The organism is Corynebacterium sp. P3-F1 (assembly GCF_030503635.1).
Lineage (GTDB): Bacteria > Actinomycetota > Actinomycetes > Mycobacteriales > Mycobacteriaceae > Corynebacterium.
The window spans coordinates 1,504,294-1,529,420 of sequence record NZ_CP129965.1; the positions used below are offsets into that span (position 1 = coordinate 1,504,294).

Genomic DNA, 25,127 nt, shown 5'->3' on the forward strand with positions numbered 1-25,127 from the left:
AATGATTCGGAAACGACATGCTTAACACCGCGACGACGTGGGCGAAGAAACTCTGGCACTGGCTGACCAGCATGCGCACGGCGCTGGTCCTTTTGTTCTTGCTCGCCCTCATCGCGGTTCCGGGTGCACTGCTTCCGCAGCGGGAAATCAGCGAGAGCCAGGTCAATGAGTACCTCGCAGCGAACCCTGTCATGGGCAAGGTCTACGACAAGCTCATGCTTTTCGACGTCTTCTCGTCCCCCGTCTTCGTCGCCCTGCTCACGCTGCTGATCATCTCCCTGATCGGCTGCATCATTCCGCGCTCGATCGACCACTACAAGGCTTACACTGCCCAGCCGACCCGCGCGCCGAAGTACCTGCACCGCATGCCGCACCACGCCGCCGGCGAGGTGGAGATGTCTGCGGAAGAGGCTGCCGCGCACGCGGAGCGCACCCTGCGCAAGTGGCGTGTGGCGCGCTACCAGCCCGAACAGGACCGGGCAGGGGAGCTCTCGTTGTCCGCGGAGCGCGGGTACGCCCGCGAGCTGGCGAACCTGCTGTTCCACGTTTCCATCGTCGCGCTGATCGCCGTCTTCGCCTACGGCCGCATGGTCTTCTACGAAGGCCAGGTCATTGTGGTGACCAACTCCGAGTCCGAATACGCGGTGCCCGTGGAGCAGTCGCGCGAATTCTGCAACACGTCCCCCGCCAACTTCGACACTTTCCGCGCGGGCCCGCTTTTCGACGGCACAGGGCTCACCCCCTTCTGCTTCATCTCCCACGACTTCACCGCGGAGTACCTGCAGAACGGCCAAGCGGATTCCTTCGGTTCCCGCATCTCCTACGCCGCCGGCGACGACATGACCACCGACCCGTCCACGTGGGAGGACTACACGCTCCGGGTGAACCATCCGCTGCGCATCGGCGGCGACCGCGTCTACCTGCAGGGGCACGGGTTTGCCCCGCAGATCACGGTGACGTGGCCGGACGGCGAGACCCGCACGCAGATGGTGCAGTACCGCCCCACGGACCTGACGTTCTTCCTGTCCAACGGCGTGATGCGCTTTGATCCTCCTGCGGGCATGTATCCGGACCTGACCGAGCGCCGTCAGCACCAACTGGCCATCGAGGGCGTCTTCGCGCCCACGGCGCAGTGGACCGGCCCGAACGGCGACATGCTGCAGTCCGCGTTCCCGTCCATGGATGACCCGGCTGTCACCCTCGACGTGTACGCCGGCGACGCCGGCTTGGACACCGGCCGGCCGCAGAACCTCTTCACACTCGACCAGACGTTGATCGCCAACGGGCAGCTCCAGCGTGTCGATCGTGTGCAGCTCGCTGCCGGGGAAGAAGCGCAGATCCCAACCGGAAAGAAGACGCCCGACGGGAAGGAGGAGGTAGTTACAGTCCGGTTCGATGGCGCCGCCGAATACGCGAATTACCAGATCTCCCGCGACCCGACTCAGGGGTGGGCGCTCGTGGTCACCGTGATCATGCTCGGTTCGCTAGTGGGCTCTCTTTTGATCAAGCGTCGCCGCATCTGGGTTCGTTTCCGCCCCGTCGACGGAATTACTGGAGGCGGAAGCGCCGAAGGCGGGAACACCGAAAACGGGAACACCGAAAACAGAAACACCGGGAAGATCCGCATCGAGGTCGCCGGTCTCGCCCGCACCGACCGCGCCGGGTGGGGCAGCGAGTTCGACGAGGTCGTCGAGAAGCTGCTGAGCGGCGGCGCCGGCGACGATCGAGGAACAGGCGGTGCCTGCGGTGACGAGGCGTACGCGGACGATGACGATGAGGAGGAGTGGCACTAGGCGGCTCCCGGCTCCACGCAGCCGCACCCGGTGCTTTCACCCCCCAATAGAGCCAGCTGGGCCGAGGGGTCCTTGGTCCTTCAGGTGACGTGGAGTAGCTTAATTTTCATGCACGTCAACACCTCGCTGGCTCAAGTGTCGGACTTGTCTTTGCGGACCGCTTTCGCGTTCTACATCGTTTCTCTGGTCCTGGCCTGCATCCACTACATGCGTTCGCAGGCGGTCATCGACCTGCGCCGCGAGCAGAAAGCAGCTGCCGCGGACCGTGAACTGGTCGCGGTGGGGCAGGGGGGATCGGAAACGGTCGCCGTCGATAAGCCTGCTGCTGAGGACAGTGAGCTTGAGGCTGCGCGTGAACGCTCCCGCAAAATGGCGGGTGCGGCGCAGGGCCTGATCTGGGTAGCGATTGCGTTCCACGTGGTGGCCACGGTGACCCGAGGCCTGGCGGTGAGCCGCTTCCCGTTCGGCAACATGTACGAGTTCGTGCTCACCTTCACGGCGGTGGCCATGGTCGTGGCTGCCGCCATCATCCAGAAGAAGCGTTGGCACACGATGTGGCCGTGGATTCTCGCCCCGGTGATCGTGCTGGTCTTCCTGGACGCGACCGTGCTGTACGCGGAGGCCGCTCCGCTGGTGCCGGCGTTGCGCTCCTTCTGGTACCCGTTCCACGTCTCCACCGTGTCCATTGGTGCTTCGCTGGGCCTGATCTCCGGCGTTTTCTCCCTGCTGTACCTGCTGCGCATCTGGCAGCCGCGCGGTGAGGAAAAGGGCTTCTTCGGTGCTGTGGCCAAGCCGCTGCCGAGTGCCAAGAAGCTCGACTCGTACGCGTACAAGACCGCGATCATCACCCTCCCCGTCTTCGGTATCGGCATCATGCTCGGCGCTATCTGGGGCGAGGTGGCCTGGGGCCGCTTCTGGGGCTGGGACCCGAAGGAAACCGTCGCCCTGATCACCTGGATCCTGTACGCGGCGTACCTGCACGCGCGCGCCACGGCCGGCTGGAAGAACGTGAAAGCCGCCTGGATCAACGTTGCCGCGTTCGCCACCGGCGTGTTCAACCTCTTCTTCATTAACCTGGTCGCTTCGGGTCTGCACTCCTACGCCGGCCTGAATTAACTCCCAGCATTTCCCCACGGTTTTCGGGGGTCCCCGGCCACATGCTTGTGTACAAGTAACTGTTGTTCCTTCGTCCGCATTCGGCCAGAAAGAGTCAGTTGGTGCCTTCACCCCGTAAGAAGCTCGGCAAGCCCGCAAGCGATATCCCTGTCTTGATCAATCTTGGTGAGGCTTTGGCGCAGCGGCGCCGGGAAACCGGGCGCCTGCAGCAGGAGGTAGCCTCCTCGGCGGGCGTATCTCGGTCGACACTGCACACGATCGAGCATGGCGGCGCCGGTGTCCGCTGGGAGAAAGTAGCAGCCGTCGCTGAGGCTCTCGGCCTGTCCATCGAGTGGGTGGAGACCTCCGAGACCTCCGAGGCTTCCGGGGCTTCCGACACGTCCGGGAGCGACGCGAAGTCCTAAGCCTCGGGCTTACAGGCGCGGCTCTTCGGGGCCCTGGCCGCGGTGATCATCACCCGACTTCTCCGGGCTGCTCCCACGTTCGCGCCGCAGCCGGCGCTCCTCTTCTTCCCGCGCCTTGCGCTCGGCTTCTTCCTTGGCGCGGCGCTCCTTGAAGCGATTCTTCTCAATATTCCACAGGAACTCTTCGTCATCGTCCGGCCCCTTGATCGCCGGGGGCTCCTGCTGTTGCTTTGCCGGGCGGATTGAACCGTAACGCTCGTTACTGCCGGGCCCGAAGGCGCGCCACAGCAACCACGCCGCGACGATGACCAGAAGAATGAGAATGACGCGTCCCATACCCTTAGGTTACTGGTTCGCTTCCGCCCGTTTGGGGCGGGTACGCTCTACAACCGTGACAGAGCCAGCAGCACCCCAAACCAGCGTTGACACAACCTCCCCCGCCTTGGACGCTTCTGTGCGCAAACGCGCCAACCGCGCGGCACTCGTTTACGGCGGACTGCGTCTCGCTCTTTTTCTCGTTCTCACGGTGCTCATTGAAGGGGCGGCCTTGCTTATCGACGCCCCCGTGCCCCTCGTCATGTCCGCCCTCCTCGCCCTGATCGTGGCGTTCCCACTGTCTATGCTGATCTTCCCCAAACAGCGTGTTGCCGCCACAGAGGCGATGGCCGCATGGAACGAGCAACGCCGCGCCCGCAAGCAGTGGGTGAGTGACGAGCTGGCGGACCGCTAGAACACGGTTTCCGCTACGAGTTTTCTCCGCTAAGGTTTCATCCCCGCTCGAGCCCCTTTTCCTAGAAACCTTTTCCGAACAGCAGCGCGATGGCGATCATCGCGGGCAATGAAGCGAATGTGGTGATGAAGACGGTGTCGCGGGCCACGGTCTCTCCCGCGCGGTAATTGGCGGTGTAGTTGAACACGTTCTGCGCCGTCGGCAACGACGAGAGGATCACAGCCGCGTAGAGCGCCGTGCTGTCGAGTCCCGCGAGCAGGCCCAGCACCCAGGCCGCGGCAGGCATGAATGCCAGTTTGAGCAGCGATGCCGTGATCGTGGCGGGCCGGTCCGGGCCTGGCGCCAGGACGCTGCCGCCGCGTAGGCTCGCACCGAAGCTCATGAGGATCATCGGGATTGACGCGCCGCCGAGAATCTCCAGCGGCTCCATCACCGGCGCCGGCACCGTCCAACCGGCGGCAGAGACCGCCAGCCCCGCCAGCGGCGCGAGCACCACCGGGGCAGTGAGGCCCGTTTTCACCGCTGTGAGCACTTTCTTCCCGCGCGAACCACTCGATTCCGGGTTGACGTCCAATCCTGCGATGACGACGGGGGAGACGATCACCATCTGCATGAGCAGCACCGGGGCGACGTACGTCGCGTCGCCGATGACGTAGACCGCGATGGGCAGCCCGATATTCACCGAATTGAAATAGCTCGCCGAGGCCGCACCCGCCATGCGCGTCGGCACATCCGCCGTGAAGAACATCGCCGAAATGATCCAGAACACCGCCATTGTCACTGCCGTGGCCAGGAACACCACCACGACAACAGGTGAGAGGAACGTCGACGTGTCAGATGCGGCCACCGTGGTGAACAGCAGCGACGGGGACGCCACCCAGTAGGCGACCCGGTTGAACATCAGGCGCTGCTCACCGTCGCCGATCACACCGCGTTGGGCTAGGACGTAGCCCGCGCCGATGACGACGAAGATGATGGCGAAGCCGGTGATGACGTCTAACACAGGCCTAGCTCTGCATCATCGAGTCGGGGACGTCCATGGTCCAGCCGAAGTCGGTGTAGGGGACCGTCTGACCCAGCTGCATGAACGGAGACCCGGCGATAAGAGCGCCAGCCATGATGACGGCCCAGATCAGCATCGCCCGGCCATTGGCGCCCAATACCGGGATGAGCTCGGCTCCGGACGCGCCGCGCTGCACCTTCAGCACCGAGCCGAGTGCGAGCGGCAAGGCGGCAAGCGCCAGCAGGGTGGGGGTGTAAGCGGCACCGATGAACACCGTGATCACGAATGGAGTCAGGGTCAGGACGGTAAAGAGGCGGCGGGCGCGGACGTCGCCAAGCATCACTGCAAGTGTGCGCTTTCCTGCTTCCGTGTCGGTGGGAATGTCGCGGATGTTGTTGGCCAAATTTATCGCCGCGGAGATCGCGCCGACACCGACGGCGCAGCCGACACCCACCCACGAAATCGTTCCGACCTGCGTGTATTGCGTGCCTAGCACCGCTACGAGACCGAAGAAGACGAAGACGGAGAGCTCACCGAAACCGCGGTAACCGTACGGGTTTTTCCCGCCTGTGTAGAACCAGGCGGCGAGGATGCACGCTGCACCCACGAGAATGAGCCACGGCGCACTCACCGCCGCAAGAATCAATCCCGCCAACGCCGCGATGCCGAAGGAGATGAAAGCCGCGAGCTTCACCTGTTCGGGGCGCGCCAAGCCGGAGGCGGTCAGCCGTGTCGGGCCGGTGCGGTCGTCGTCCGTGCCGCGGATGCCGTCGGAGTAGTCGTTGGCGTAATTGACACCGATGATCATGCCCATGGCCACGATGAGCGCCAACAGCGCCAGTGGCAAGCTGAGCCAGAACTCGAACGCGGCAGCGCCCGTGCCCACGATCACGGGAGCGAGTGCGTTGAACCAAGTGTGCGGGCGGGCCGCCTCCCACCAGTCCCGGCGGGCGGCGTGAGCGGAATGGGTGTCTTCCTTCGCCGTGTTGGTGCCGGAGCTACCGTTCGGATCGTCGGGAATGGGGGTGCTGTCATCGCTCGCGCTCATGACACCCATCATGCACTCAAAACTTATTCCGGGCGAAGCTGGACTAAAGTATCCCTTCATGTGGATCGACTATGCCGTCCGCCAAATCCTGCACACCGCAGGGACGCTTGCACGCCAGCCTGGCCTGCTCTTGGCCACCCGTGCGCGGCGGTTGTCGTTCCCTGAACTCGGCCAGGCAGGTGATGCAGACGAGCATGACACGGTCATTTCTCTGACCACGCACGGCAAACGCTTGTCCACCTCGGTGTACTGCATCGCGTCCCTGCTCGTGGGCACCCGCCGGCTTCCGGTCATTCTCTGGCTGGACGAGGAAGACTATCACGGCCAGTGGCCACGAGGCCTGCGCAACCTCCAAGAACGCGGGTTGACCATCCGTTGCTCGGACGGGAAGTACGGCCCGCACACGAAGTACTACGGCACATTCCAAGAATTCGCTGGCACCGGCACTCGAGTGATCACCGTCGATGACGACATGATGTACCCGCGCTGGTTCGCGGAGAAACTGGTCAACGCGGCGGACGCCGACCCCAGATGTGTGGTCGCGTACCGCGCCCACACAATCACTCTCGACGAGAACGGCATGCGTCCTTATAAGGAATGGCGGGCGACCCGTACCACCGAACCGTCGGCGCGCCACTTCGCCACCGGCGTTTCCGGTGTCGCGTATCCGGCGTCCATGGTCGATTACGTTGCGGAACTAGGAACGAACTTCCAGGACAAAGCACCGCGTGCCGACGACGTCTGGCTCAACCATTGCGCCCTCCGCTCCGAGCACCTGGTCCGGCAGGTGTACCCCCACCCCCGCGAATTCTCCGTTATCCCGGCAAGCCAGCGCGAAGCACTTGTCCACCACAACCGCTGGCGCGGCGGGAACGATGCGCAGATCGCCGCGACGTACACGGAGGGGGACGTCGATAAGCTCCAAGCCGCTGTCCCGGAGGATTAGATCGGTTTGTTCGCCCTCGTTTTTCAGAGACCGACCTCACCCGACCAATAGTGGGTCCACACCAACCGGTGAATTTGTTTACATTCCCCGTATGCTCAAGTACTTATTAGACCAGGTAGTGGGATTTTGGGGCTGTTGGGGCGCCCTGCGGATGTAAACAGATTCACCCGTTGGTGCGTACCAATCATTTCGCCAGCTGGTCAGAACAGGTCTCGCACTGCGATTCGGTCGACTTTGCCCGGTCCGGTCTGCGGCAATTCCTCGACGCGGCGCAGGTCCTTCGGAACCTGCCAGCGGGGAAGGTCGTCGAATGCCTCCATCAGGGCGCTGACCGCGGCGGTGCCGGTGTAAACAGCGCAGATTCGGTTGCCGTAGCGCGGGTCTGGAACTCCCACGACGCAGGCGGCGGTAACTCCATCGATGCCGAGCATGTAGAACTCGAGGACCTCCGGCTGTAGTTTCAGACCGCCGGTCTCGATGATGTTGTCCAGGCGGCCGGTGACGCGCAGGGTGCCGCCGATCAACTCGCCCGCATCCGAGGTGGCGTACCAGCCGGGCTCTGCAAAAGCCTCATGGTCGGGCAGGTTCCGGTAACCGCGGGCGATCATGGGGCCACCGAGATAGATTCGGCCGCCGGTGACACGCACCTTCGCCCCGGCGAGGGGAGTGCCGTTGTAGACGCAGCCGCCGGCAGTCTCGGAGGAGCCGTATGTGGTGACGACATTGATGCGCAGTTTCGCGGCTGAGGTGAGCATCCCGGGGTCGATCGCTCCGCCGCCGACGAGGACGGCGCTGAACAGGCGGAGTGCCTCGATCCCGGCGAGTGTGCTCATCGTCTTGTCTATTTGCATCGGGGTGAGCGCGGTGTACATCCGTTCGCCCGTGGCGGCGAGGTCCTCGGCCCGCGCGGCGAATTCACTGACGTGAAAGCCACTGGTGAGGTCCACAAACGCTGGTTCCACGCCCGCGACCATGCTCCGCACCAGCACCTGAAAGCCCGCGATGTGGTGGGCCGGCATGGCCAGCAGCCACTGTCCCGGCCCGCCCAGAAACTGGTGGGTGGCGTCGGCGCTGGCCACCAGATTCACGGGAGTGAGCTCTGCTCCTTTCGGCGTGCCCGTTGACCCGGACGTCGCCAGCACCGCCGCTACGGAATCGTCGATAGAGTGGCCCGCCCGCATTGTGGTGCACAGGGTCTCCGCGCGGTGCCGGTCAGACTTCGGTACCGGCAGCACCGCGCACTGCCCCGCGATCGCGGCCTCCACATCCGGCATGACCGCCAGCGGGTCAGCGAGGTCCACGGGGAGCAGTTCGAGAATGTTGGGCACGCGCGTCATCCTAGCGTGAGTGAATCTCCTCCTACGGGAGGAGGAACCGTGCACAGTGAGCCGGATAGGCTCGAGCAGGTGCGAATGAGAACCGGTGAACTCGTGGTGTCCCTGTTGGGGGCCTTACTAGCGCTGATGCACACGGCGCTTCTCTTCACGGGTCAGCGCGAGGTGGCTGACTGGGTGCAGACGCTCCTTTCGTGGAGTTTCGTTGCAGCGTTGACCCATTGGCAGCGTCGCCCTATAACCGCGTCGGCGCTCATGGTCGGGTTGAATGTGGCGTGGTCGGTGCTGTGGATGGCGTCCCCGACAAATATCGGCTACACGTTCTGGATCGTCCTGGTGCCACTGTCGGTGTACACAGTGAGGCGTCATGCCATTTCCGCGGCCGAAGGAGAACACACCTCACCGCCGGCCGTGATCATCGCTCTCACAGCTTCATTGTGGTGCGTCATCTCCCCGTTCATGTGGACGTGGGATGAGCGTCTTGTCTTGTTCTACCGTGGGCCGTTCGATGCCGCCATGATGCTCGGCTTGCACTGGTCAGTCATCGCAGTTGCGTACCTGCTGGGCGCGAACAGTGCGGCGGAAGCGGAATCGAATATGCGAGAGGCCCGGATGCGGGAAGAACGGATCATCGCCGGGCGTGAAGAGGAACGCTTGAACACTGCCCGGGATATTCACGATGTACTCGGGCATTCGTTGACGCTGATCAAGGTGCAAGCGAATGCGGGGCTCGCTGCGGGTACTGAGCGTGAGTCGCTCGAGCTCATTCGCGACGCAGCCTCCGATGCTCTGCGGGACATCCGGTTGTTGGTGAACGGTCTGCGTGATAAGGGGCCGGGAGTTGAACCGGCAGGCGGTGTCGAAGAGATTCCCCGCATCATCGAGCGTTTCCGTGGTGCGGGAATGGACATCACACTCGATATGCCGACAGACCTCGACATCCCAGCAGTCACGGCGCAAGCGGCGAACCGGATCATGACTGAGGCGCTCACTAACGCGCTCAAGCACCAGGTGAATCCCGTGACCAAGGTGGCGGTGAAGGCTGCAGTGGAGTCGGGGGACGTCGTGGTGGCCGTCGCATCGACAGGCCGCGCGGAACCGCGCCCGGGCGCCGGAACGGGAATCGTCGGCATGCGGGAGCGTGCTCGTGCAACGGGCGGCAAGCTAGACATCACGCAGGAGAACCAACGCGAAGAAACCACGGTCACAGTAACCGCGACGTTAGGAGTGTGACATGCGCGTCCTGCTTGCCGACGATCAACCAATGCTCCTGTCGGCCTTGACCACCATCTTGAACACGCAGCCCGATATTCAGGTGGTTGCCATAGCCTCGAACGGTGAAGAGGCCGTGGAACAGGTGAAAACCGTCAACATTGATGTTGCTGTGCTGGACATACGGATGCCTGTGCTCGACGGAATCTCCGCCGCGCGCCATATCTTGCCGCTCGGACCCAAGGTAATCATGCTGACCACCTTCGACGACGATGAGCTGGTGCAGGCAGCGATTGAGGCCGGCGTCCACGGATTCCTTCTTAAAGACGCAGAGCCCGATGTGCTTGCCGACTCAGTGCGTACCGTTGCGCGCGGCGAGTCCGTCCTAGCCAGCGGGGTGACGGGACGGGTATTGGAGTGGGTGCGAGACGGCGTGGACAGAGGGAATGCTTTGAGTGTATTCGAACGTCAAGCGCTGTCGCTGCTCACTCCCCGGGAGGTGGAGGTGCTCGCGGAAATCGGCGCAGGAGCGAATAATGCAGAGGTTGCACAGCGGTTATTCATCGCGGAGACGACGGTGAAAACGCACGTGAAGAGCCTGCTGGCAAAGCTCGGCGCCCGCGACCGAGTAGCGCTGGTGCTCGTTGCCCAGCGCGCGGGGCTGGTTAGATGAAAAACCCTCCCGTGGGGGGATCTCACCGCAGCCCGTGGGCATCAGAATTGAGGGCATGAACGAATCACACCTTGCTTGCTCCGATATATCCGTGACCTTCGGCGGCCATGAAGCGTTGAAGGGGGTGTCGCTGACTACTGTGCCTGGGCGCGTGCACGCGTTGCTCGGTCCGAATGGTGCCGGCAAGTCGACGTTGATGTCCGTCCTCCTAGGGCTCATTGAGCCCGATGCAGGCGTGGTGACGCTCATGGGTGAAAGATTTGACCGCCGCCAGCTGAGATTCGTCGGAGCGTCGATCAACGACCCAGCGTTCTACGGCCACCTCAGCGCACGCGATAATTTGCGGGTGCACACGACGTTGCTTGGCCTGCCCGATTCAGAGGCTGACCGGGTGATTGAGCTCGTCGGCCTGCCTAGTGCAGGCAAAAAGAAAGCATCGAATTTCTCCACCGGCATGAAAGGGCGCTTAGCGCTTGCGCAGGCGCTGCTTGGAGAGCCGCCGGTGCTGGTACTCGACGAACCACAGAACGGCCTCGACCCGGAAGGTATTGCGTATTTGCGCGAGTACCTCAAAGACTATGCCCGCGCGGGGCGCACGGTTTTGGTCAGTTCACACCAGCTCGGCGAGGTATTGCACCTAGCTGACGATGCCACTGTCATTGCCGACGGTTCTGTGCGGTTTGCTGGCGAGTTGCGCGAGCTCGGGCCGAATCTGGAAGAATCTTTCTTCCAGCTCACCCGCGGCAATGCCGCGTTGGGGGAGGTGCGGTGAGCCGATGCGGGAATTTCGGGCTGAATGGATCCGCGCGAAGGGCTCCGTCCTGTGGTGGCTCGCAGGCGCTGGCGCGTTATTGGGACTGGTGCTTTCCGTAATGTCCTTGGCAGGTGCGGTTGAGGACGCCACCGACATGCTCAACTGGCAAGCGCTGTTGGTCACCGGCATGCTCGCGCCGGTGGCTGCTCTCTACGCGGGTCTGGTGGAGAAGCGTGAGAAGGAGACGCGCTCCGGCGGGACCTTGTGGCGGCCGGTCTCGGATCGGGCGACTCGGGCGGCGCGTCTGACCGTTGTGTGGGCGGCACTCGGGTTGTTCTTCCTTTTTGACTTTGGCGCCACGTGGGCACTTGCATTGCTATTCGGGCTGGTCAATACGTCGCGGGTGCTTGTGATCGCCGTTTTCGCCTGGATTGGCTCCCTCGGTCTGGCCGGTCTGGCAGCCGCGGTGAGCCGACGATGGGGCCTGCTCGCAGCACTCGCCGGTGCTCTCGTGTGGCAGTTTGCCCTGGGCTTTTTGTCGGAACGCGACTGGTGGTGGAGTAACCCCGGTGCCTGGCCAATGCGTTTGGTCGTGCCAGCGATGGGCCTGCACATCAACGCGACACCGCTGGAACCGGATTCGCCGCTGCTGGGCGAATCGCCCTGGCCTGCTTTCGCGCTATGCATGCTGCTGGCTGTGGTGGGGATGGCGGTTGCGGTTCTCACCCCGCCGCGGACTTCTCGGGTGCACCGCCGGCGCACGACGGTCCATGAGCTCACCACTCCGGCACCGCACACTTTCGTCAGGCCAGCGGTGAACCGCCCATCGGAGGCACCAAGATTTGCCGCACTGCGCGGCCTTCACCGGGCGGCATTGAACCCGGCTGTGATGGGGTGTGTGATCTTGTCCGTGCTGGTCATGCTCTTCGCCCTGCGTTATGACCCGTCTGTCCGCACGGCACTGTTCACCTACCTCATTCTTCCCATTGGCGCGGGGCTTCTCCCAGTGCTCGTGTGGCCGCAGCTGCGCTCGGCATGGTCGCTCATGCAAATTGAGAACCCGCGCGTGCGCACGGCATTGCTTGGATGGCTGCTGATCGTCGTCGCCCTCGTTGCACTTGTCGCGGCAGTCACCAGCGGGGCCACGCTTATCGACGTCGCCCGCCGCCTCCTCCTCGCCCTCCTCACCGGTGGCGCAATGACCTTTATCTCGCTCACGATCACCGCTCGATGGGGCGTTGGCTGGGCACTCACGCTGACGCTGTTTGTTGCCATCTTTTCTGTCACCATCGGTGGCGATGTTCTCGCCGACGGGCCGATGTGGATCATTGCGCCGACAGCATGGCCGGAGACCGCAACCACCTTCGTTCGGTTCGCTATAGCGACCATCGTGGGCACGGCTATCTTCGCTGGTAGCGCTGTTATAACGCATCGTCGGTTGAGCGGGTATCCGTCAGGTAACTAGGGCTCCCTAGGAAGAGGCCTAGTAGTAGAACGGGAACTCATCCCAGTTCGGGGGTCGTTTCTCCAGGAAGGAGTCGCGGCCTTCCACGGCTTCGTCGGTCATGTACGCCAGTCGGGTGGCTTCGCCGGCGAAGACTTGTTGGCCCATGAGGCCGTCGTCAAGCAAATTGAATGCGAACTTGAGCATGCGCTGGGCGGTGGGGGACTTGCCGTTGATTTCGCGGGCGACTTCGATTGCCTCGTTTTCGAGCTCTGCGTGGTCGGCGACGATGTTCACGGCGCCCATGCGGTGCATGTCTTCGGCGGAGTAGGCGCGGCCGAGGAAGAAGATCTCGCGGGCGAATTTCTGGCCGACTTGTTTGGCCAGGTAGGCGGAGCCGTATCCGCCGTCGAAGGAGCCGACGTCAGCGTCGGTCTGCTTGAAGCGGGCTTCCTCGCGGGAGGCGATGGTCATGTCGCAGACGACGTGGAGGGAATGTCCGCCGCCGGCGGCCCAGCCGCCCACTACGGCGATGACCACTTTGGGCATGGTGCGGATGAGGCGCTGGACCTCAAGAATATGCAGGCGGCCGCCCTCGGCTTTCACGCGGGCCTCGTCGACGTGGTCGGCGGTGGCGGCTTCGACGTCGTCGTCGTGGCTGGTCGCGTACTGGTAGCCGGAGCGGCCGCGGATGCGCTGGTCGCCGCCGGAGCAGAACGCCCAGCCGCCGTCCTTCGGAGACGGGCCGTTGCCGGTGAGCAGAACGACGCCGATGGATGGGTCGCGGCGCGCGTGGTCGAGGGCGCGGTAGAGCTCGTCGACGGTGTGCGGGCGGAAGGCGTTGCGCACCTCCGGGCGGTCGAAGGCGATGCGCACGATCCCGTCGGTGCGGCTCTTACCCACGTGGCGGTGGTAGGTGATGTCGGTGAAGCCGTCGGGGTTTTCACCTTCGAGGGTGTCGATGGAGCGCCACTGGGAGGCGTCGAATGGCTGGGCGGTGGAGTAGGACATGGCTGTGATCTTACGGTGGTGCGCTCACGATCTTCCGGTGCCTCTCTGCGTAAGAGGGTGGTCAAGTGGCGGTGGTATGGTTAGTCCACAGCGGTGGACTAAGCGAACAGGGTAGGAGCGGGGTACATGGAAAACATCAACGTTCATGACGCGAAGACGAACTTCTCCCGGCTTCTCCGACGCGTGGAGGCTGGGGAGGAACTGGTGATCTCTCGTAACGGAAGTCCTGTGGCGCGGATGGTTCCGCTTGAGGTCGATGTGGCTCGCCCGCTCGGCTTCGTCGACTACACACTTCCGGACACTTTCTTCGACGATCTTCCCCAGGAGGAACTGGAGGCGTGGGAATGACAAAGGGGGACAGCTATGTCCTTGATACCCACGCGTTCATGTGGGGCCTGACGGAACCTCAGCGGCTGGGGGAGACAGCTCGTGAGGTGATGAGCGCGCGGGAGAACCGTCTCTTGGTTTCAGCAGCTTCGGCGTGGGAGATTTCGGCGAAGTTCAGGCTGGGGAAACTGCCCGGGGCAGATTTCATCGTGCGCAATTTCGAAGGATTCGTAGCTGAATTAGGGGCTCAACCCCTTGAGATTTCTACCTCCCATGCATTGCTGGGAGGAAGTTTGGACTGGGGGCACCGCGATCCGTTCGACCGAATGCTCGCCGCGCAGTCGCTGATTGGAGGCCACCGGCTCATCTCGCGCGATGTTGTCTTCAGTGACGTGCAAGGACTGGAAGTGATCTGGGATTGAGCAGAGTAGATATAAGCGACATTCTCGACCGCGCCCACGTTGTCGCTCTGCCGATGGTGGTCCCGTTTCGAGGGATTACCACGCGTGAGGCGTTGCTGATTGACGGCCCCGTGAGCTGGGGCGAATTCGCGCCGTTTGTCGAGTACGGCGATGCGGAGGCCGCAACGTGGCTCGCCGCTGCGCTCGAGGCGGCGTATGCCGGGTATGACGATATGGATATCGGCGACGGCTGGGTGGAGGTCAACGGCACAGTGCCCGCGGTGTCGCCGGAGCAGGTGCCAGAGGTGCTCGAGCGGTACCCGTCGGCGCGCACATTCAAGATCAAGGTCGCGGAAAAAGGGCAGACGCTTGACGACGACGCGGCGCGCGTCAACGCCGTCCGCACCCTCCGCCCCGACGCCGCACTGCGCGTGGACGCCAACGGGGGCTGGACCGTCGATACGGCAGTCCGCGCGGCAGAGGTGCTGGGGGAGTTGGAGTACATCGAGCAGCCTTGTGCCACCGCCGAGGAATTAGCCGATGTGCGCCGGCGCGTGTCCACGCCGATCGCGGCGGACGAGTCGATCAGGAAAGTCTCAGACCCGTACCGCGTTGCGGAGCTGGGGGCGGCCGATGTCGCAGTGGCCAAGGTCGCTCCGCTCGGCGGGGTGCGCCGGTTGATGCAGATCAGTTCCGACTTGGGATTGCGTGTAACGGTCGCGTCAGCGCTGGATACGGCAGTGGGGATCCACACAGGGCTGATCGCGGCGAAAGCAGCCGACTCGCAAGCGGCGGGCTTGGCTACCCAGCGGCTGTTCGTCGAGGATGTCGCCGAGCCGTTCGAGTTCGTCGATGGGCGCATGCGCATCGCCGACATCACTCCCGATCCGGACCGTCTCGCCGCGCTAGCAGCGCCGGGGGAGCGAAAAGACTGGTGGTTTGAGCGGCTCCGACGGTGTTGCACATATTTGGGGGATTGAAACGGGCATGTCGAACTCAGTGCTGGGGGACTTTGGGGGTGATTTTTTCGCCTCGGGGGTAGTGGTGTCTTAAGTTGTGCGTAGGAAACTCAAAGCTCGCATACAAGAGAGAGCCTCAATCATGACCCACAGCTATTCCACCGCCGTGACGCAGGACTCGACTGAGTTCTCCGACGGCGACCTTGCTACTGCACCTGAAAAGGGGGAATGGCGCCGGCAGTTGATCGGCCTCGTGCTCGGCATCGTGGCCGCGGCCATCGTCTATTTCATCTTCCCCTCGGGTGCAACCGACACGGTTCGGGAATCCGCCGGTGCGAAGGCCGATGTGGAGTATTCGGCCCAGAGCATGCGTATCGTCGCCGCTGTAGCGGTTTGGATGGCTGTGTGGTGGATGACCGAGGCGATTCCGCTCGCCGCCACCGCCTTGATTCCGCTGGCCGTCTTTCCGCTGGCTAATGTCGCGGAATTCAAGGCGGTCAGCGCCCCGTACGCATCGTCGACCATCTTCCTGTTCATGGGCGGATTCCTCCTCGCGCTGGGCATTCAGCGCTGGAACCTGCACCGCCGCCTCGCGCTGTGGGTGGTCATGGTGATCGGTACTAGCCCGCGCCGCATCATTCTTGGATTCATGGTGGCCACCGGCTTTCTGTCCATGTGGGTGTCCAACACCGCTACGGCGGTGGTCATGCTTCCCATCGGTGTCTCGGTTCTCACCCTGACCGCTGATCACGTTGGGGGCATGGACAAGCAGAAGAAATTCGCCACCGCGCTCATGCTGGCTATCGCGTACTCTGCATCCATCGGCTCTCTGGGCACCCTGATCGGCACCCCGCCGAACGCGCTGCTGGCCGGTTACATGAAGGAATCCCACGGCATCGAGATCGGATTCGGCCAGTGGATGCTCGTCGGTGTTCCGATTGCTGTCGTGTTCACCCTGGTCTCTTGGCTGGTGCTCATCAACGTGTTCAAGCCGGAGGTGGATGAGATCCCAGGCGGTAAGGAGCTCATCCGCGAAGAATTGGACAAGCTCGGCGGGTGGACCACTGGGCAGATTCTGTCCGGGATCATCTTCGTCGCCGCTGCCCTGTGCTGGGTTTTTGTCCCGTTGGGCTTGGACTACTTCGGGTGGGACATCGGCTATGACGACGCCGCTGTAGGCATCATCGCCGGTCTGCTCATGTTCACCATTCCGGCGAAGTCCAACGGCACCCGCCTCCTGGACTGGGAGACGGCCAAGGATATTCCGTGGGATGTCCTGCTGCTCTTTGGCGGCGGTCTGTCCCTGTCCGCGATGTTCACCCAGTCTGGTCTGTCGCTGTGGATCGGAGAGGCGGCGAAGAACCTTGACGGCCTTCCGGTGATTCTCCTGATCGCGGCAGTAGGCCTGCTCATCCTGCTGCTGACGGAGCTGACATCGAATACGGCTACCGCGGCGACCTTCCTCCCGATCATGGGCGGTGTCGCAGTCGGCATCGGCCTGACTGCTGCCGGCGACATCAACGTTCTGGTGCTCACCATCCCGGTCGCGCTGTCCGCCACATGCGCGTTCATGCTGCCGGTGGCTACTCCGCCGAACGCGATCGCCTACAGCTCCGGCTACGTCACCATGGGCGAGATGATCAAGGGCGGAATCTGGCTCAACATCGTCGGGCTGGTGCTGGTTACCGCCGCCACTTACCTCATTGCGGTCCCGGTCTTTGGCCTGACGCTTCCTTAGCAGTGAGCGGTCGTGGTTCCATGTTGGGTCTAGAATGACCCCCATGGATAATGAGACCCGACAGTTTGGGCGTCACGGTGACGATGTCTCTGACGCGAGTACCCGTTACCTGTCCCCGTCCCAGTCCTCCTCCCAGGGCTCCCGCCAGCCCGGTCCGCGGCAGTACATGCCCGGGGAGGGGGATTCGCGCTACGCGTCCCAGGCAAGCTACCCGGAAACCCAATATGGCGGAGGGTACAGCTCGGGCGGGTACGAGCCTTATGAGGAGCCGTACCGCCCCGAACCGTCCAACTCCGGCAGCAGCGGTAACGGTAGCGGCGGGTCCACATCGCTGGTGTTGTCCGTTTTGGCTATTCTGTTGGGGCTGGCCGCGATTGTCCTGTTCTTCATGTGGCGCGGTGCAGAGACCCGGGCCAATAAGCCTGAGCCGGCACCGGTGACCATCACCCAGACGGAAACGGTGACCACGACTCCGTCGGGCATCCTGGACGACCTGTTCAAACGGGACCGCCAGCGCGACGGCGGCCAGCCGAGCCCAGGGGAGTCCGCTCCCGCATTGCCGGAGAATTTGCCCACAGAGCTCCCGAACGACATTCCGGAGGAGTACCGGCAGGGCGCCGAGGATCTCCTGAACCAGCTCGACGGGTACCTCAATGCCGGATAGCAGCTTCCGGACGACGCACAACAACGCGACCGAGCTCGCCGCATATGTAGTGGACAGGCTGGCGGAGCACGTCACCGATGTCGTGCTCTGCCCAGGTTCGCGCAATTCGCCGCTCGCATTCGCATTGCTCGCCCGCCGCGACATCACGGTGCACGTGCGTATCGACGAACGTGTGGCCGCCTTCACCGCCCTCGGTCTTGCCCGAGTGCAGCACCGACACGTGGGGGTCGTTATGACCTCCGGTACGGCAGTGGCGAACACCTACCCGGCTGTGATTGAGGCGCATATGTCGCACACCCCGCTGGCCATTGTCAGCGCAGACCGGCCGGAGCGGCTCGTGGGCACGGGTGCGTCCCAGACCATCTGGCAGCAGGGCATCTTCGGCAGGTACGCCGACACTCAGCAGGTGACCCGCACTGGGGACGAGATCACCTTCGATGCCGACCAGGTGCACATCAACGTCGCCTTCGACACTCCGCTGGTCCCGTCAGGGCTACCGGAGCCGACGGGTGCACTGCGCCGGGTGGGGCCTGGGCGTTTGCGCCCGTCGGAGGGCCGAGGTGCCGCCGTCACCGGCCCGGCGGGATCCGTCGACTACGGCGAAGTCGAGGTGGACCTGACAAAGAACACGCTGGTTATTGCCGGTGACGAGGCGTGGGAGGTGCCCGGCCTCGAGCACGTTCCCACTATCGCGGAACCCACCGCGCCGACTCCGTTCCACCAGGTACATCCGCTGGCGGCCCGTTTCTTCACCCAGGACGAGGTGGCGATCAGCCACGACGGCGGGAACTTCGCGGCTTCGACGAAACCAGATCAGGTCATCGTGGTAGGCCACCCGACGCTCCACCGCGATGTGCTGGCGCTCATGGCTGACTCCACCATTGAGGTGATCGGCATCACCCGCACCGCCACAGTGACGGGCAATCCAGACCGTGTGGGAAGCCGGGTGAAAACAACCGGTCAACCGACGGACTCGTGGTTGAAGATTTGTGAGGCCGCAGGAGATGTCGGAGCGCAGACGGTGCGCGACACCTTGGAGGACGCCGAATTCGGTTTCACCGGCCTGCACGCGGCCGCCGCCGTGTGCGACACTCTGGCGGTGGGGGACACGCTCATCCTCGGTTCTTCTAATCCGGTCCGCGACGCGAGCTTGGTGGGTATGCCGTTCGACGGTGTGAGCACGTACGCCGCCCGCGGCGCCGCAGGTATCGACGGAACACTGTCCCAGGCGGTCGGTGTGGCGCTGGCGACGCAGGCGCTGCACCCGGAAGAAATCCGTGCGCCGCGCACCGTCGCGCTGGTGGGGGACCTGACGTTCCTCCATGATGCCGGCGGCCTGCTTATCGGCCCCGACCAACCGGCTCCCGGCAACCTGACCATCGTCGTGGCGAACGACAACGGTGGCGGAATTTTCGAGTCCCTCGAAGTCGGGGCGCCGGAGCTCCGCGGGAATTTCGAGCAGGCTTTCGGTACACCGCACGAGGCGGACATCGAGGCGCTCGCCGAGGGATACGGAGCGGCCTACCGCAGGGCGGAGACGGTGTCGGAGTTGACGGAGGCGCTGCTGGACGGCGTCGATAAGCCTGCTCCCGTGACTGTGATTGAGGCCGTGACCACCCGCGCAACGCGCCGGGCGCTGGCCGGGCGTCTGAAGAAGTAGCCGTGCCCGGAATCGCGATCGCGCGGCGGCGTCTTCACCAGCTCATAATCGTGCTGTACCTGTGCGCGATGCTGGGCAGCGTCGCCATGGTCGCTGGGCCGGCGTTGAATGATTTCACGATCTCCCGCGACCCGGGCCGCGGCATTGCCACCGTGACGGGTGTCGGATTCACCCACACATCCGTCGAATACCAGGACGAGGAAGGACGCTTCCATTCCCCGCAACGCGGCCTGCTGTATCCGTCCGGGCTCGGCGAGGGGCAACAAGTGTGGGTGACGTACGCGAAAAGCGATCCCGACATCGTGAAAGTCGAAGGCCGTGGATGGACCCTGGCGGTGGTGCCGGCGCTATCGGTCGGCGCCGTGGCCACAGTGGTGGCGGAGGCCGCCTGGCTTGCAGTGAATGTCTTAGGTGCGACCCGCCGGACACAGGGGCGAAAATTCACCTTGCGTTCCCGTGTAAGCAAGAACTAATTAGCGCTGCGGGTGAATAATGCCCGCATGCGTGTAGCCATTGTCGCCGAGTCCTTTTTGCCCAATGTCAACGGAGTGACCAATTCGATCCTCCGCGTCCTGGAGCATCTGCAGCGGACCGGCCACGAGGCCATCGTGATCGCACCCGGTGCACGTGCCAATCAGGAAGAAGTCTCCGAGTACGCGGGTTTCCCTGTCGTTCGCGTGCCTACCGTGATGGTGCCGCTGGTGGATTCTTTGCCCATCGGTGTCCCGAACGGCACGATCACCCGCACGCTGCGCCAATTCAAGCCGGATGTGGTGCATTTGGCCAGCCCGTTCGTGCTGGGGGGTGCGGGCGCTATCGCCGCGAAGCGGCTCAACCTTCCCACGATCGCGCTGTTCCAAACCGATGTCGCCGGGTACACGGCGCGCTATCACGTCGGCTTCCTCGAATCGGCGGCGTGGGTGTGGGCGCGGAAACTGCACAACATGACGCAAATGACGCTTGCGCCTTCGTCCGTGACCATTAGGGAGCTGGAAGCCCACGGCATCGAGAATGTTCGCCGTTGGGGCCGCGGCGTGGATTCGGAGCTTTTCCACCCGGACCGTCGTTCCAAGAAGCTGCGGACGAAGTGGGATCCGACGGGAGAGAAGAAAATCGTCGGTTTTGTTGGACGCCTCGCTTCCGAGAAGGGGGTCGAGCGTCTCGTGGCTCTGCAGGGGGACCCCGGGATTCAATTGGTCGTCGTGGGCGATGGCCCGCTGCGCCGCGATCTGGGCAAGCGAATGCCCACCGCGGTATTCACCGGTCAACTCGCCGGCAAAAAGCTCGCCGCCGCCTACGCCACGTTGGACCTCTTCGTGCACACCGGCGAGTTTGAGACCTTCGGGCAGACCATCCAGGAAGCCCAAGCATCAGGTACCCCGACCATCGGCCCGCGTGCTGGCGGGCCGATCGATCTGATCCAACCCGGATACAACGGCGACTTGCTCGACGTGGACACGTTCGAGCGCGACCTGCCCGCTGCCGCAGCGGCCATCCTGGTTCCTGGCAGGCTAGAGGAGATGAGCCGTAATGCCCGAGCCTCTGTCGCCGACAAGACGTGGCCCGCGCTGTGCGACCAGCTGCTTGGGTATTACGCAGAAGTGATCGACGGCTACCCGAAGAAACGCCGCCGCCCCTTAAGCCGCTAACCGGGAGGAGCACCGAGGGGAAAGGCCGACTCCGGGCTGGCCCAGTAGGGCCGGCGTGTCTCGTTGGCCTAAACTCGACTGCTATGGCCAAGGCGAACCTGGAAAAGAACCCGCTGGATGTCGCGGGAATGTTCGATGAAGTAGGAAAGAACTACGACATCACCAACACCGTCATGACAGGTGGCCTGGACCGCTATTGGCGCAAGCGCACCCGTGAGCGGCTTGACTTGAAACCGGGGGAGAAAGTTCTCGACCTGGCTGCGGGCACCGCCGTTTCCACGGTAGAGCTGGCCAAATCGGGTGCGTGGTGCGTGGCCTGCGATTTCTCCCAAGGCATGCTGGCTGCCGGTCATCACCGCGACGTGCCCAAGGTGGTGGGGGACGCAATGCACCTGCCCTTCGCGGACGAGAGTTTCGATGCTGTGACGATCTCCTACGGCCTGCGTAACGTCCACGACTTCGAGGCGGGCCTGCAGGAAATGGCCCGTGTGACAAAACCTGGTGGCCGTCTGGTGGTCAACGAGTTCTCCACCCCCGTCGTGCCCGGGTTCTCCGCCCTGTACCGCGAGTACCTACCCCGGGTGATCCCTCTTTTGGGCAAGGCGTTCTCCTCCAACCCGGAAGCCTACGAGTACCTAGCGGAATCAATCCGTGCCTGGCCGGACCAAGAGGACCTCGCAGCCGCGATCAACGCCAACGGATGGCAGGACTGCGGCTGGCAGAACCTCGCGCTGGGCATCGTTGCTCTGCATGGGGCGGTGAAACGCTAGACCCCTGGATCCCAGAGGGGGGTGTCTGCTCGTACGCGGGTGATCGCGGACCCAGCCGCGCGCCACACCCGTGCGACGAGGTCCCAGTCATCGTCTGTGACGAGGTTGCCCATGAGACGGGCAGCTGCGGGCATGAGATAGCGGCCGCCGATTCCGCGCAAGGCGAGTGGCCCGGCGGCGGGCAGGAACTGCGGGTAGGTCAGCGTGCGCGCCAACGTGCGGGCGAGGACAAAGGCCTCCCCGTACCGGCGGCGCAGCTCGTGCGGCCACATCAGGGTGAAATCCGGGCGTGTGCCGGCACTGTCCGTGATTAGATCGACAGCCATGATGGCTGTCTCCAACCCATAGTCGATGCCCTCGCCGTTGAGCGGATTGACGCAGGCGGCGGCATCCCCGATGAGCATCCAGTTCGGTCCGGCCACATTCGACACTGCCCCTCCCATCGGCAGCAGGGCCGAGGTGACTTTCTTAGTCTGACCGAGTTGCCACTCGTCCCGCACGTGGACGGCGTACTGCCCCAGAAGCTTCTTCGTGTTCACCTTCGCCGGGCGGGCATCGGTGGACAGGGCACCGCAGCCGAGATTCACGGTGCCGTCGCCGAGCGGGAAGATCCAGCCGTAGCCGGGCTGGATCGCTCCGTTTTCATCGCGCAACTCTACGTGAGAGTGCATCCACGGCTCCGCTGAGAATGGGGTGGAGCAATACGAACGTGCCGCGATGCCGTAAACCTCGCCGCGGTGCCAGGTGCGGCCCAGTTGTTTGCCAAACGGGGAGCGCACCCCGTCCGCGACGATGACCCACTTCGCGCCGAGGGTGCCCTGGGGTGTGACCACGCCGGTGATCTGACCGTCCGTGCCGAACTCGACTCCGGCCGCCGGACAGTCGTACAAGACGTCGGCTCCAGAAGATGCGGCGAGGGAGGCAAGTGCGGCGTCGAAAAGCGAGCGGGGCGAGGCGGAACCTTCCGTTCCGTAGTGCCCCTCCGGCCATGCGGCAGTGACGGCCCCTCCGTAGCCATGCAGCTTCAAGCCTTTGTTGCGGTAAGTGGGCAGCGCAGAGTCCAGTTGCAATTCCTGCAGGGCGTGCACCGCACGAGGGGTCAAGCCGTCGCCGCACGTCTTGTCGCGTCCGGCGGCAGCGGCGTCGACGACAGCCACCTCAAGACCGGCCCGGCGGGCGGCGATCGCGGCAGCGGAACCCGCGGGCCCCGCGCCGACAACGACGCACTCAAACGATTTCACCGCACATATTGTGCCAGATGACTTATGGGTGGACTACGGTAAAGGGGACGCCCACCCAGCACGACCCTGCAAGGACGATAGATGACCAACGGCACTCCCACGTCGCCCGCCGTCGACAGCCAGCTCAGCCTCGGCGACGAGGTTCTGGCGCGGCGCGTTAACGAAGGGTTGAACCGGGTGGAGGAGCTCATGTTCGAGCGTCTCTCCGGAGGCGAGGATTTTCTGAGCGAACAGGTGACGCACCTGGCTAAGGCTGGCGGCAAGCGTTTCCGTCCTCTCATGGCTGTCTTGGCCAGTGAATTCGGCCCCGAGCCCCAGTCGGACAACGTGATCCGCGGCGCAGCGATCGTGGAGCTCGTTCACCTGGCCACGCTGTACCACGACGATGTGATGGATGAGGCGGTGAAGCGCCGCGGAGTGGAATCCGCGAACACGCGGTGGACGAATACCGTGGCCATCCTCTCGGGGGATTTCCTCCTCGCGGAAGCATCGCGTCTCATGAGCGAGATCGACACCGCGACCGTCCGCCACTTCGCGGAGACGTTCAGCGATTTGGTCACGGGGCAGATGCGCGAGACGGTCGGCGCTCGCGGCGGCGACGCAGTGGAGCACTACCTCGAGGTCATCCGCGAGAAGACCGGTGTGCTCATCGCCTCGGCTGCGTACCTCGGCGCCACCCACGCGGGCGCGGACGAGGCCACCGTGCGCACCATCGAGGAGCTTGGCGAAGCGATCGGCATGGTGTTTCAGATCGTCGACGACATCATCGACATCTTCTCCGACTCCAACCAGTCCGGGAAGACTCCGGGAACAGACCTGCGCGAGGGCGTGTTCACCCTTCCAGTCCTCTACGCCCTCCAGGACGAAGGGGAAGCGGGGGAGGAGCTCCGCGGACTTCTCACGGGCCCGCTCACCGACGACGCTGACGTGGGGCGCGCGTTGACGCTCATCGCGCAAACGGACGGCAGGAAGCGCGCGCTTGACGACGTCTACCGGTACCTCTCCATCGTCGATTCCCGTCTCGACGAACTGCCCGATATTTCGGCGAATGCTGCCATGCGCCAGATTGCACGGTACACAGTTGACCGGGTCGGCTAAATAGGCCCGATTTAGCCTCTCTCAGCTGCAGGTTTGCTAGTTCTGAGGCCGGCTACTGTAAAGTAGTCCAAGCACGCCAGGTTGCCCGAGCGGCCAAAGGGAGCGGACTGTAAATCCGCCGGCATTGCCTTCAGAAGTTCGAATCTTCTACCTGGCACAACGTGAACGCGCCCCACGATGAAGTTCGTGGGGCGCGTTTTCATGCTCTGATTAGCCGGATGGCGCTATGTCTCGGCCCTTCTGCGGCCGCCTCCGGGGCATCGCCGCGGACGCTATGCACAAGTGCTATTGAAGCGCTTAAAGCCCCGCAGAAATACGCTCTGGCCAGGTGATTTGGAACAGCGGTATATGCCGGGTTAATCTTTCAAAGGCTTCAAACGAGCGGGTAAACGCTTAAGAGGCTTAAGCCCCCTTAGCTCAGTCGGCAGAGCGTCTCCATGGTAAGGAGAAGGTCAACAGTTCGATTCTGTTAGGGGGCTCTGTTGTTTGCTGGCAACGGCAAACACATGGCGGTGTAGCTCAGTGGTAGAGCAAGCGACTCATAATCGCTGTGTCGAGAGTTCAATTCTCTCCATCGCTACTCATCACTTCGGTTTCGGCCGAAGAGATGTGCTCACCCTGTCCGGGATCCAACTGGAACCGTGGTAGGGTTGGCGTACTGTTACCCGGGTTACCTGAGCGATCAGGGATCTGTGGAAATGACAGTGCACCTAGGGGCGTGGCGCAATTGGTAGCGCAACGGTCTCCAAAACCGTAGGTTGCAGGTTCGAGTCCTGTCGCCCCTGCCACATAGACCAAGTCGAGGAGAGCTGTGACTGATAACCAGCCTGGACGGAACACCGCAAAGCCGACCGGCAAGCGCCAGCGCAGTGGTGCGAGTACCGTCACCTCCGAGTCTGACCAAGAAAAACGCGTTGACAAGGCCGCTATAGAGGATCACGGCACGACCGGCAACGGTGTTGCAGCGTTCCCGGGCGAAGTCGTCGATGAAATGCGCAAGGTCGTCTGGCCCACGGGCCAGCAGATGGTCAACTACACCCTGATCGTCTTCGGCTTCTTGATCGTTCTCACCGCTCTTGTGTGGGGCATTGACCAAGGTGCGGCTTGGGTAGTTGAAAAGGTTCTGGTCCCTTAAGCTATACTCCGCAGTAG

At 63.5% G+C, this 25,127-nt stretch carries 26 protein-coding genes and 4 tRNA genes; 24 read left to right on the plus strand and 6 right to left on the minus strand.

Features of this window, described 5'->3' with window-relative positions; genetic code table 11:
• Window positions 1–17 precede the first annotated feature (17 nt).
• The 3 genes from QYQ98_RS07085 to QYQ98_RS07095 all read left to right on the plus strand — a co-directional run bounded on the left by QYQ98_RS07085 (window position 18) and on the right by QYQ98_RS07095 (window position 3,313).
• Window positions 18–1,793, plus strand: coding sequence for a cytochrome c biogenesis protein ResB (locus QYQ98_RS07085; protein WP_302006179.1), 1,776 nt, complete (start codon window positions 18–20; stop codon window positions 1,791–1,793).
• Window positions 1,794–1,901: 108 nt separating this feature from the next.
• Entirely contained in the window at window positions 1,902–2,909 is a 1,008-nt protein-coding gene (ccsB, locus tag QYQ98_RS07090) for a c-type cytochrome biogenesis protein CcsB (protein WP_302006180.1), read from the plus strand.
• A gap of 101 nt (window positions 2,910–3,010) precedes the next feature.
• Window positions 3,011–3,313 carry a helix-turn-helix transcriptional regulator gene (locus tag QYQ98_RS07095; RefSeq protein ID WP_302006182.1) on the plus strand — a complete coding sequence of 101 codons (303 nt, stop codon included), beginning with the start codon at window positions 3,011–3,013 and terminating at the stop codon, window positions 3,311–3,313.
• A gap of 9 nt (window positions 3,314–3,322) precedes the next feature.
• Here the strand turns inward: QYQ98_RS07095 and QYQ98_RS07100 are convergent, their stop codons facing one another.
• Window positions 3,323–3,649, minus strand: a complete 327-nt coding sequence (locus tag QYQ98_RS07100; protein ID WP_302006183.1) for a hypothetical protein — start codon at window positions 3,647–3,649, stop codon at window positions 3,323–3,325.
• Window positions 3,650–3,704: 55 nt separating this feature from the next.
• On the opposite strand from QYQ98_RS07100, the gene QYQ98_RS07105 reads away from it, so the two are divergent.
• Window positions 3,705–4,043, plus strand: coding sequence for a DUF4229 domain-containing protein (locus tag QYQ98_RS07105; RefSeq protein ID WP_302006184.1), 339 nt, complete (start codon window positions 3,705–3,707; stop codon window positions 4,041–4,043).
• A 61-nt stretch (window positions 4,044–4,104) separates the two neighbouring features.
• Here QYQ98_RS07105 and QYQ98_RS07110 read toward each other — a convergent pair whose 3' ends face one another.
• Window positions 4,105–5,046: an AEC family transporter gene (locus tag QYQ98_RS07110; protein WP_302006185.1), complete on the minus strand. Its 942-nt coding sequence runs from the start codon at window positions 5,044–5,046 to the stop codon at window positions 4,105–4,107.
• 4 nt (window positions 5,047–5,050) lie between these two features.
• Window positions 5,051–6,094, minus strand: a complete 1,044-nt coding sequence (locus QYQ98_RS07115) for a 1,4-dihydroxy-2-naphthoate polyprenyltransferase (protein WP_302006186.1) — start codon at window positions 6,092–6,094, stop codon at window positions 5,051–5,053.
• Window positions 6,095–6,152: 58 nt separating this feature from the next.
• Between QYQ98_RS07115 and QYQ98_RS07120 the strand changes: the two genes are divergently transcribed.
• On the plus strand, window positions 6,153–7,040 hold the full coding sequence (locus QYQ98_RS07120) for a glycosyltransferase (RefSeq protein WP_302006187.1): 888 nt from the start codon (window positions 6,153–6,155) through the stop codon (window positions 7,038–7,040).
• Window positions 7,041–7,240: 200 nt separating this feature from the next.
• On the opposite strand, the gene menE is transcribed toward QYQ98_RS07120, so the two are convergent.
• Entirely contained in the window at window positions 7,241–8,377 is a 1,137-nt protein-coding gene (gene menE, locus QYQ98_RS07125; RefSeq protein ID WP_302006188.1) for an o-succinylbenzoate--CoA ligase, read from the minus strand.
• 75 nt (window positions 8,378–8,452) lie between these two features.
• On the opposite strand from menE, the gene QYQ98_RS07130 reads away from it, so the two are divergent.
• The 4 genes from QYQ98_RS07130 to QYQ98_RS07145 are packed head-to-tail and all read left to right on the plus strand — an operon-like array spanning window position 8,453 to window position 12,478.
• Complete coding sequence (locus QYQ98_RS07130) at window positions 8,453–9,607, plus strand: sensor histidine kinase (RefSeq protein WP_302006189.1); 1,155 nt, start codon at window positions 8,453–8,455, stop codon at window positions 9,605–9,607.
• Window position 9,608: 1 nt separating this feature from the next.
• A complete protein-coding gene (locus QYQ98_RS07135; protein ID WP_302006190.1) occupies window positions 9,609–10,259 on the plus strand; it encodes a response regulator transcription factor in 651 nt (216 codons plus the stop codon).
• Window positions 10,260–10,314: 55 nt separating this feature from the next.
• Window positions 10,315–11,031 (plus strand): ATP-binding cassette domain-containing protein, encoded by a 717-nt coding sequence (locus QYQ98_RS07140; RefSeq protein WP_302006191.1) that lies wholly within the window; start codon window positions 10,315–10,317, stop codon window positions 11,029–11,031.
• A 4-nt stretch (window positions 11,032–11,035) separates the two neighbouring features.
• Window positions 11,036–12,478, plus strand: a complete 1,443-nt coding sequence (locus QYQ98_RS07145; protein WP_302006192.1) for a hypothetical protein — start codon at window positions 11,036–11,038, stop codon at window positions 12,476–12,478.
• A gap of 18 nt (window positions 12,479–12,496) precedes the next feature.
• Here the strand turns inward: QYQ98_RS07145 and QYQ98_RS07150 are convergent, their stop codons facing one another.
• Window positions 12,497–13,468, minus strand: a complete 972-nt coding sequence (locus QYQ98_RS07150; RefSeq protein WP_302006193.1) for a 1,4-dihydroxy-2-naphthoyl-CoA synthase — start codon at window positions 13,466–13,468, stop codon at window positions 12,497–12,499.
• A gap of 126 nt (window positions 13,469–13,594) precedes the next feature.
• On the opposite strand from QYQ98_RS07150, the gene QYQ98_RS07155 reads away from it, so the two are divergent.
• The 9 genes from QYQ98_RS07155 to QYQ98_RS07195 all read left to right on the plus strand — a co-directional run bounded on the left by QYQ98_RS07155 (window position 13,595) and on the right by QYQ98_RS07195 (window position 21,636).
• Window positions 13,595–13,816 carry a type II toxin-antitoxin system Phd/YefM family antitoxin gene (locus QYQ98_RS07155; RefSeq protein ID WP_302006194.1) on the plus strand — a complete coding sequence of 74 codons (222 nt, stop codon included), beginning with the start codon at window positions 13,595–13,597 and terminating at the stop codon, window positions 13,814–13,816.
• On the plus strand, window positions 13,813–14,217 hold the full coding sequence (locus QYQ98_RS07160) for a type II toxin-antitoxin system VapC family toxin (RefSeq protein WP_302007722.1): 405 nt from the start codon (window positions 13,813–13,815) through the stop codon (window positions 14,215–14,217). Before QYQ98_RS07155 ends, QYQ98_RS07160 begins: the two co-directional genes overlap by 4 nt.
• A complete protein-coding gene (locus QYQ98_RS07165) occupies window positions 14,214–15,176 on the plus strand; it encodes an o-succinylbenzoate synthase (protein ID WP_302006195.1) in 963 nt (320 codons plus the stop codon). The genes QYQ98_RS07160 and QYQ98_RS07165 overlap by 4 nt, the downstream gene beginning before the upstream one ends.
• Before the next feature lie 121 nt (window positions 15,177–15,297).
• Window positions 15,298–16,893, plus strand: coding sequence for a DASS family sodium-coupled anion symporter (locus QYQ98_RS07170; RefSeq protein ID WP_302006196.1), 1,596 nt, complete (start codon window positions 15,298–15,300; stop codon window positions 16,891–16,893).
• Between the two features lie 43 nt (window positions 16,894–16,936).
• Window positions 16,937–17,557 carry a hypothetical protein gene (locus QYQ98_RS07175; RefSeq protein ID WP_302006197.1) on the plus strand — a complete coding sequence of 207 codons (621 nt, stop codon included), beginning with the start codon at window positions 16,937–16,939 and terminating at the stop codon, window positions 17,555–17,557.
• The gene (menD, locus tag QYQ98_RS07180) at window positions 17,547–19,217 is read left to right on the plus strand and encodes a 2-succinyl-5-enolpyruvyl-6-hydroxy-3-cyclohexene-1-carboxylic-acid synthase (RefSeq protein WP_302006198.1); all 1,671 of its coding nucleotides are present in this window, start codon (window positions 17,547–17,549) and stop codon (window positions 19,215–19,217) included. The genes QYQ98_RS07175 and menD overlap by 11 nt, the downstream gene beginning before the upstream one ends.
• A gap of 17 nt (window positions 19,218–19,234) precedes the next feature.
• Window positions 19,235–19,690, plus strand: a complete 456-nt coding sequence (locus QYQ98_RS07185; protein WP_367881643.1) for a DUF3592 domain-containing protein — start codon at window positions 19,235–19,237, stop codon at window positions 19,688–19,690.
• A gap of 27 nt (window positions 19,691–19,717) precedes the next feature.
• Window positions 19,718–20,866, plus strand: a complete 1,149-nt coding sequence (locus QYQ98_RS07190; RefSeq protein WP_302006199.1) for a glycosyltransferase family 1 protein — start codon at window positions 19,718–19,720, stop codon at window positions 20,864–20,866.
• Window positions 20,867–20,949: 83 nt separating this feature from the next.
• Window positions 20,950–21,636 carry a demethylmenaquinone methyltransferase gene (locus QYQ98_RS07195; protein WP_302006200.1) on the plus strand — a complete coding sequence of 229 codons (687 nt, stop codon included), beginning with the start codon at window positions 20,950–20,952 and terminating at the stop codon, window positions 21,634–21,636.
• On the opposite strand, the gene QYQ98_RS07200 is transcribed toward QYQ98_RS07195, so the two are convergent.
• Window positions 21,633–22,877, minus strand: coding sequence for a geranylgeranyl reductase family protein (locus tag QYQ98_RS07200; protein ID WP_302006201.1), 1,245 nt, complete (start codon window positions 22,875–22,877; stop codon window positions 21,633–21,635). The genes QYQ98_RS07195 and QYQ98_RS07200 overlap by 4 nt on opposite strands.
• An 81-nt stretch (window positions 22,878–22,958) precedes the next feature.
• Between QYQ98_RS07200 and QYQ98_RS07205 the strand changes: the two genes are divergently transcribed.
• The 6 genes from QYQ98_RS07205 (at window position 22,959) to secE (ending at window position 25,110) form a co-directional block, all read left to right on the plus strand.
• Window positions 22,959–23,975 carry a polyprenyl synthetase family protein gene (locus QYQ98_RS07205; RefSeq protein ID WP_302006202.1) on the plus strand — a complete coding sequence of 339 codons (1,017 nt, stop codon included), beginning with the start codon at window positions 22,959–22,961 and terminating at the stop codon, window positions 23,973–23,975.
• Window positions 23,976–24,050: 75 nt separating this feature from the next.
• Window positions 24,051–24,132: transfer RNA gene (locus QYQ98_RS07210), tRNA-Tyr, on the plus strand.
• Between the two features lie 249 nt (window positions 24,133–24,381).
• Window positions 24,382–24,454 (plus strand) — tRNA-Thr (locus QYQ98_RS07215).
• A gap of 29 nt (window positions 24,455–24,483) precedes the next feature.
• A tRNA-Met gene (locus tag QYQ98_RS07220) sits at window positions 24,484–24,555 on the plus strand.
• 132 nt (window positions 24,556–24,687) lie between these two features.
• A tRNA-Trp gene (locus QYQ98_RS07225) sits at window positions 24,688–24,763 on the plus strand.
• Window positions 24,764–24,786: 23 nt separating this feature from the next.
• Window positions 24,787–25,110: a preprotein translocase subunit SecE gene (gene secE, locus QYQ98_RS07230; protein WP_302006203.1), complete on the plus strand. Its 324-nt coding sequence runs from the start codon at window positions 24,787–24,789 to the stop codon at window positions 25,108–25,110.
• The last annotated feature ends 17 nt before the right edge of the window (window positions 25,111–25,127 follow it).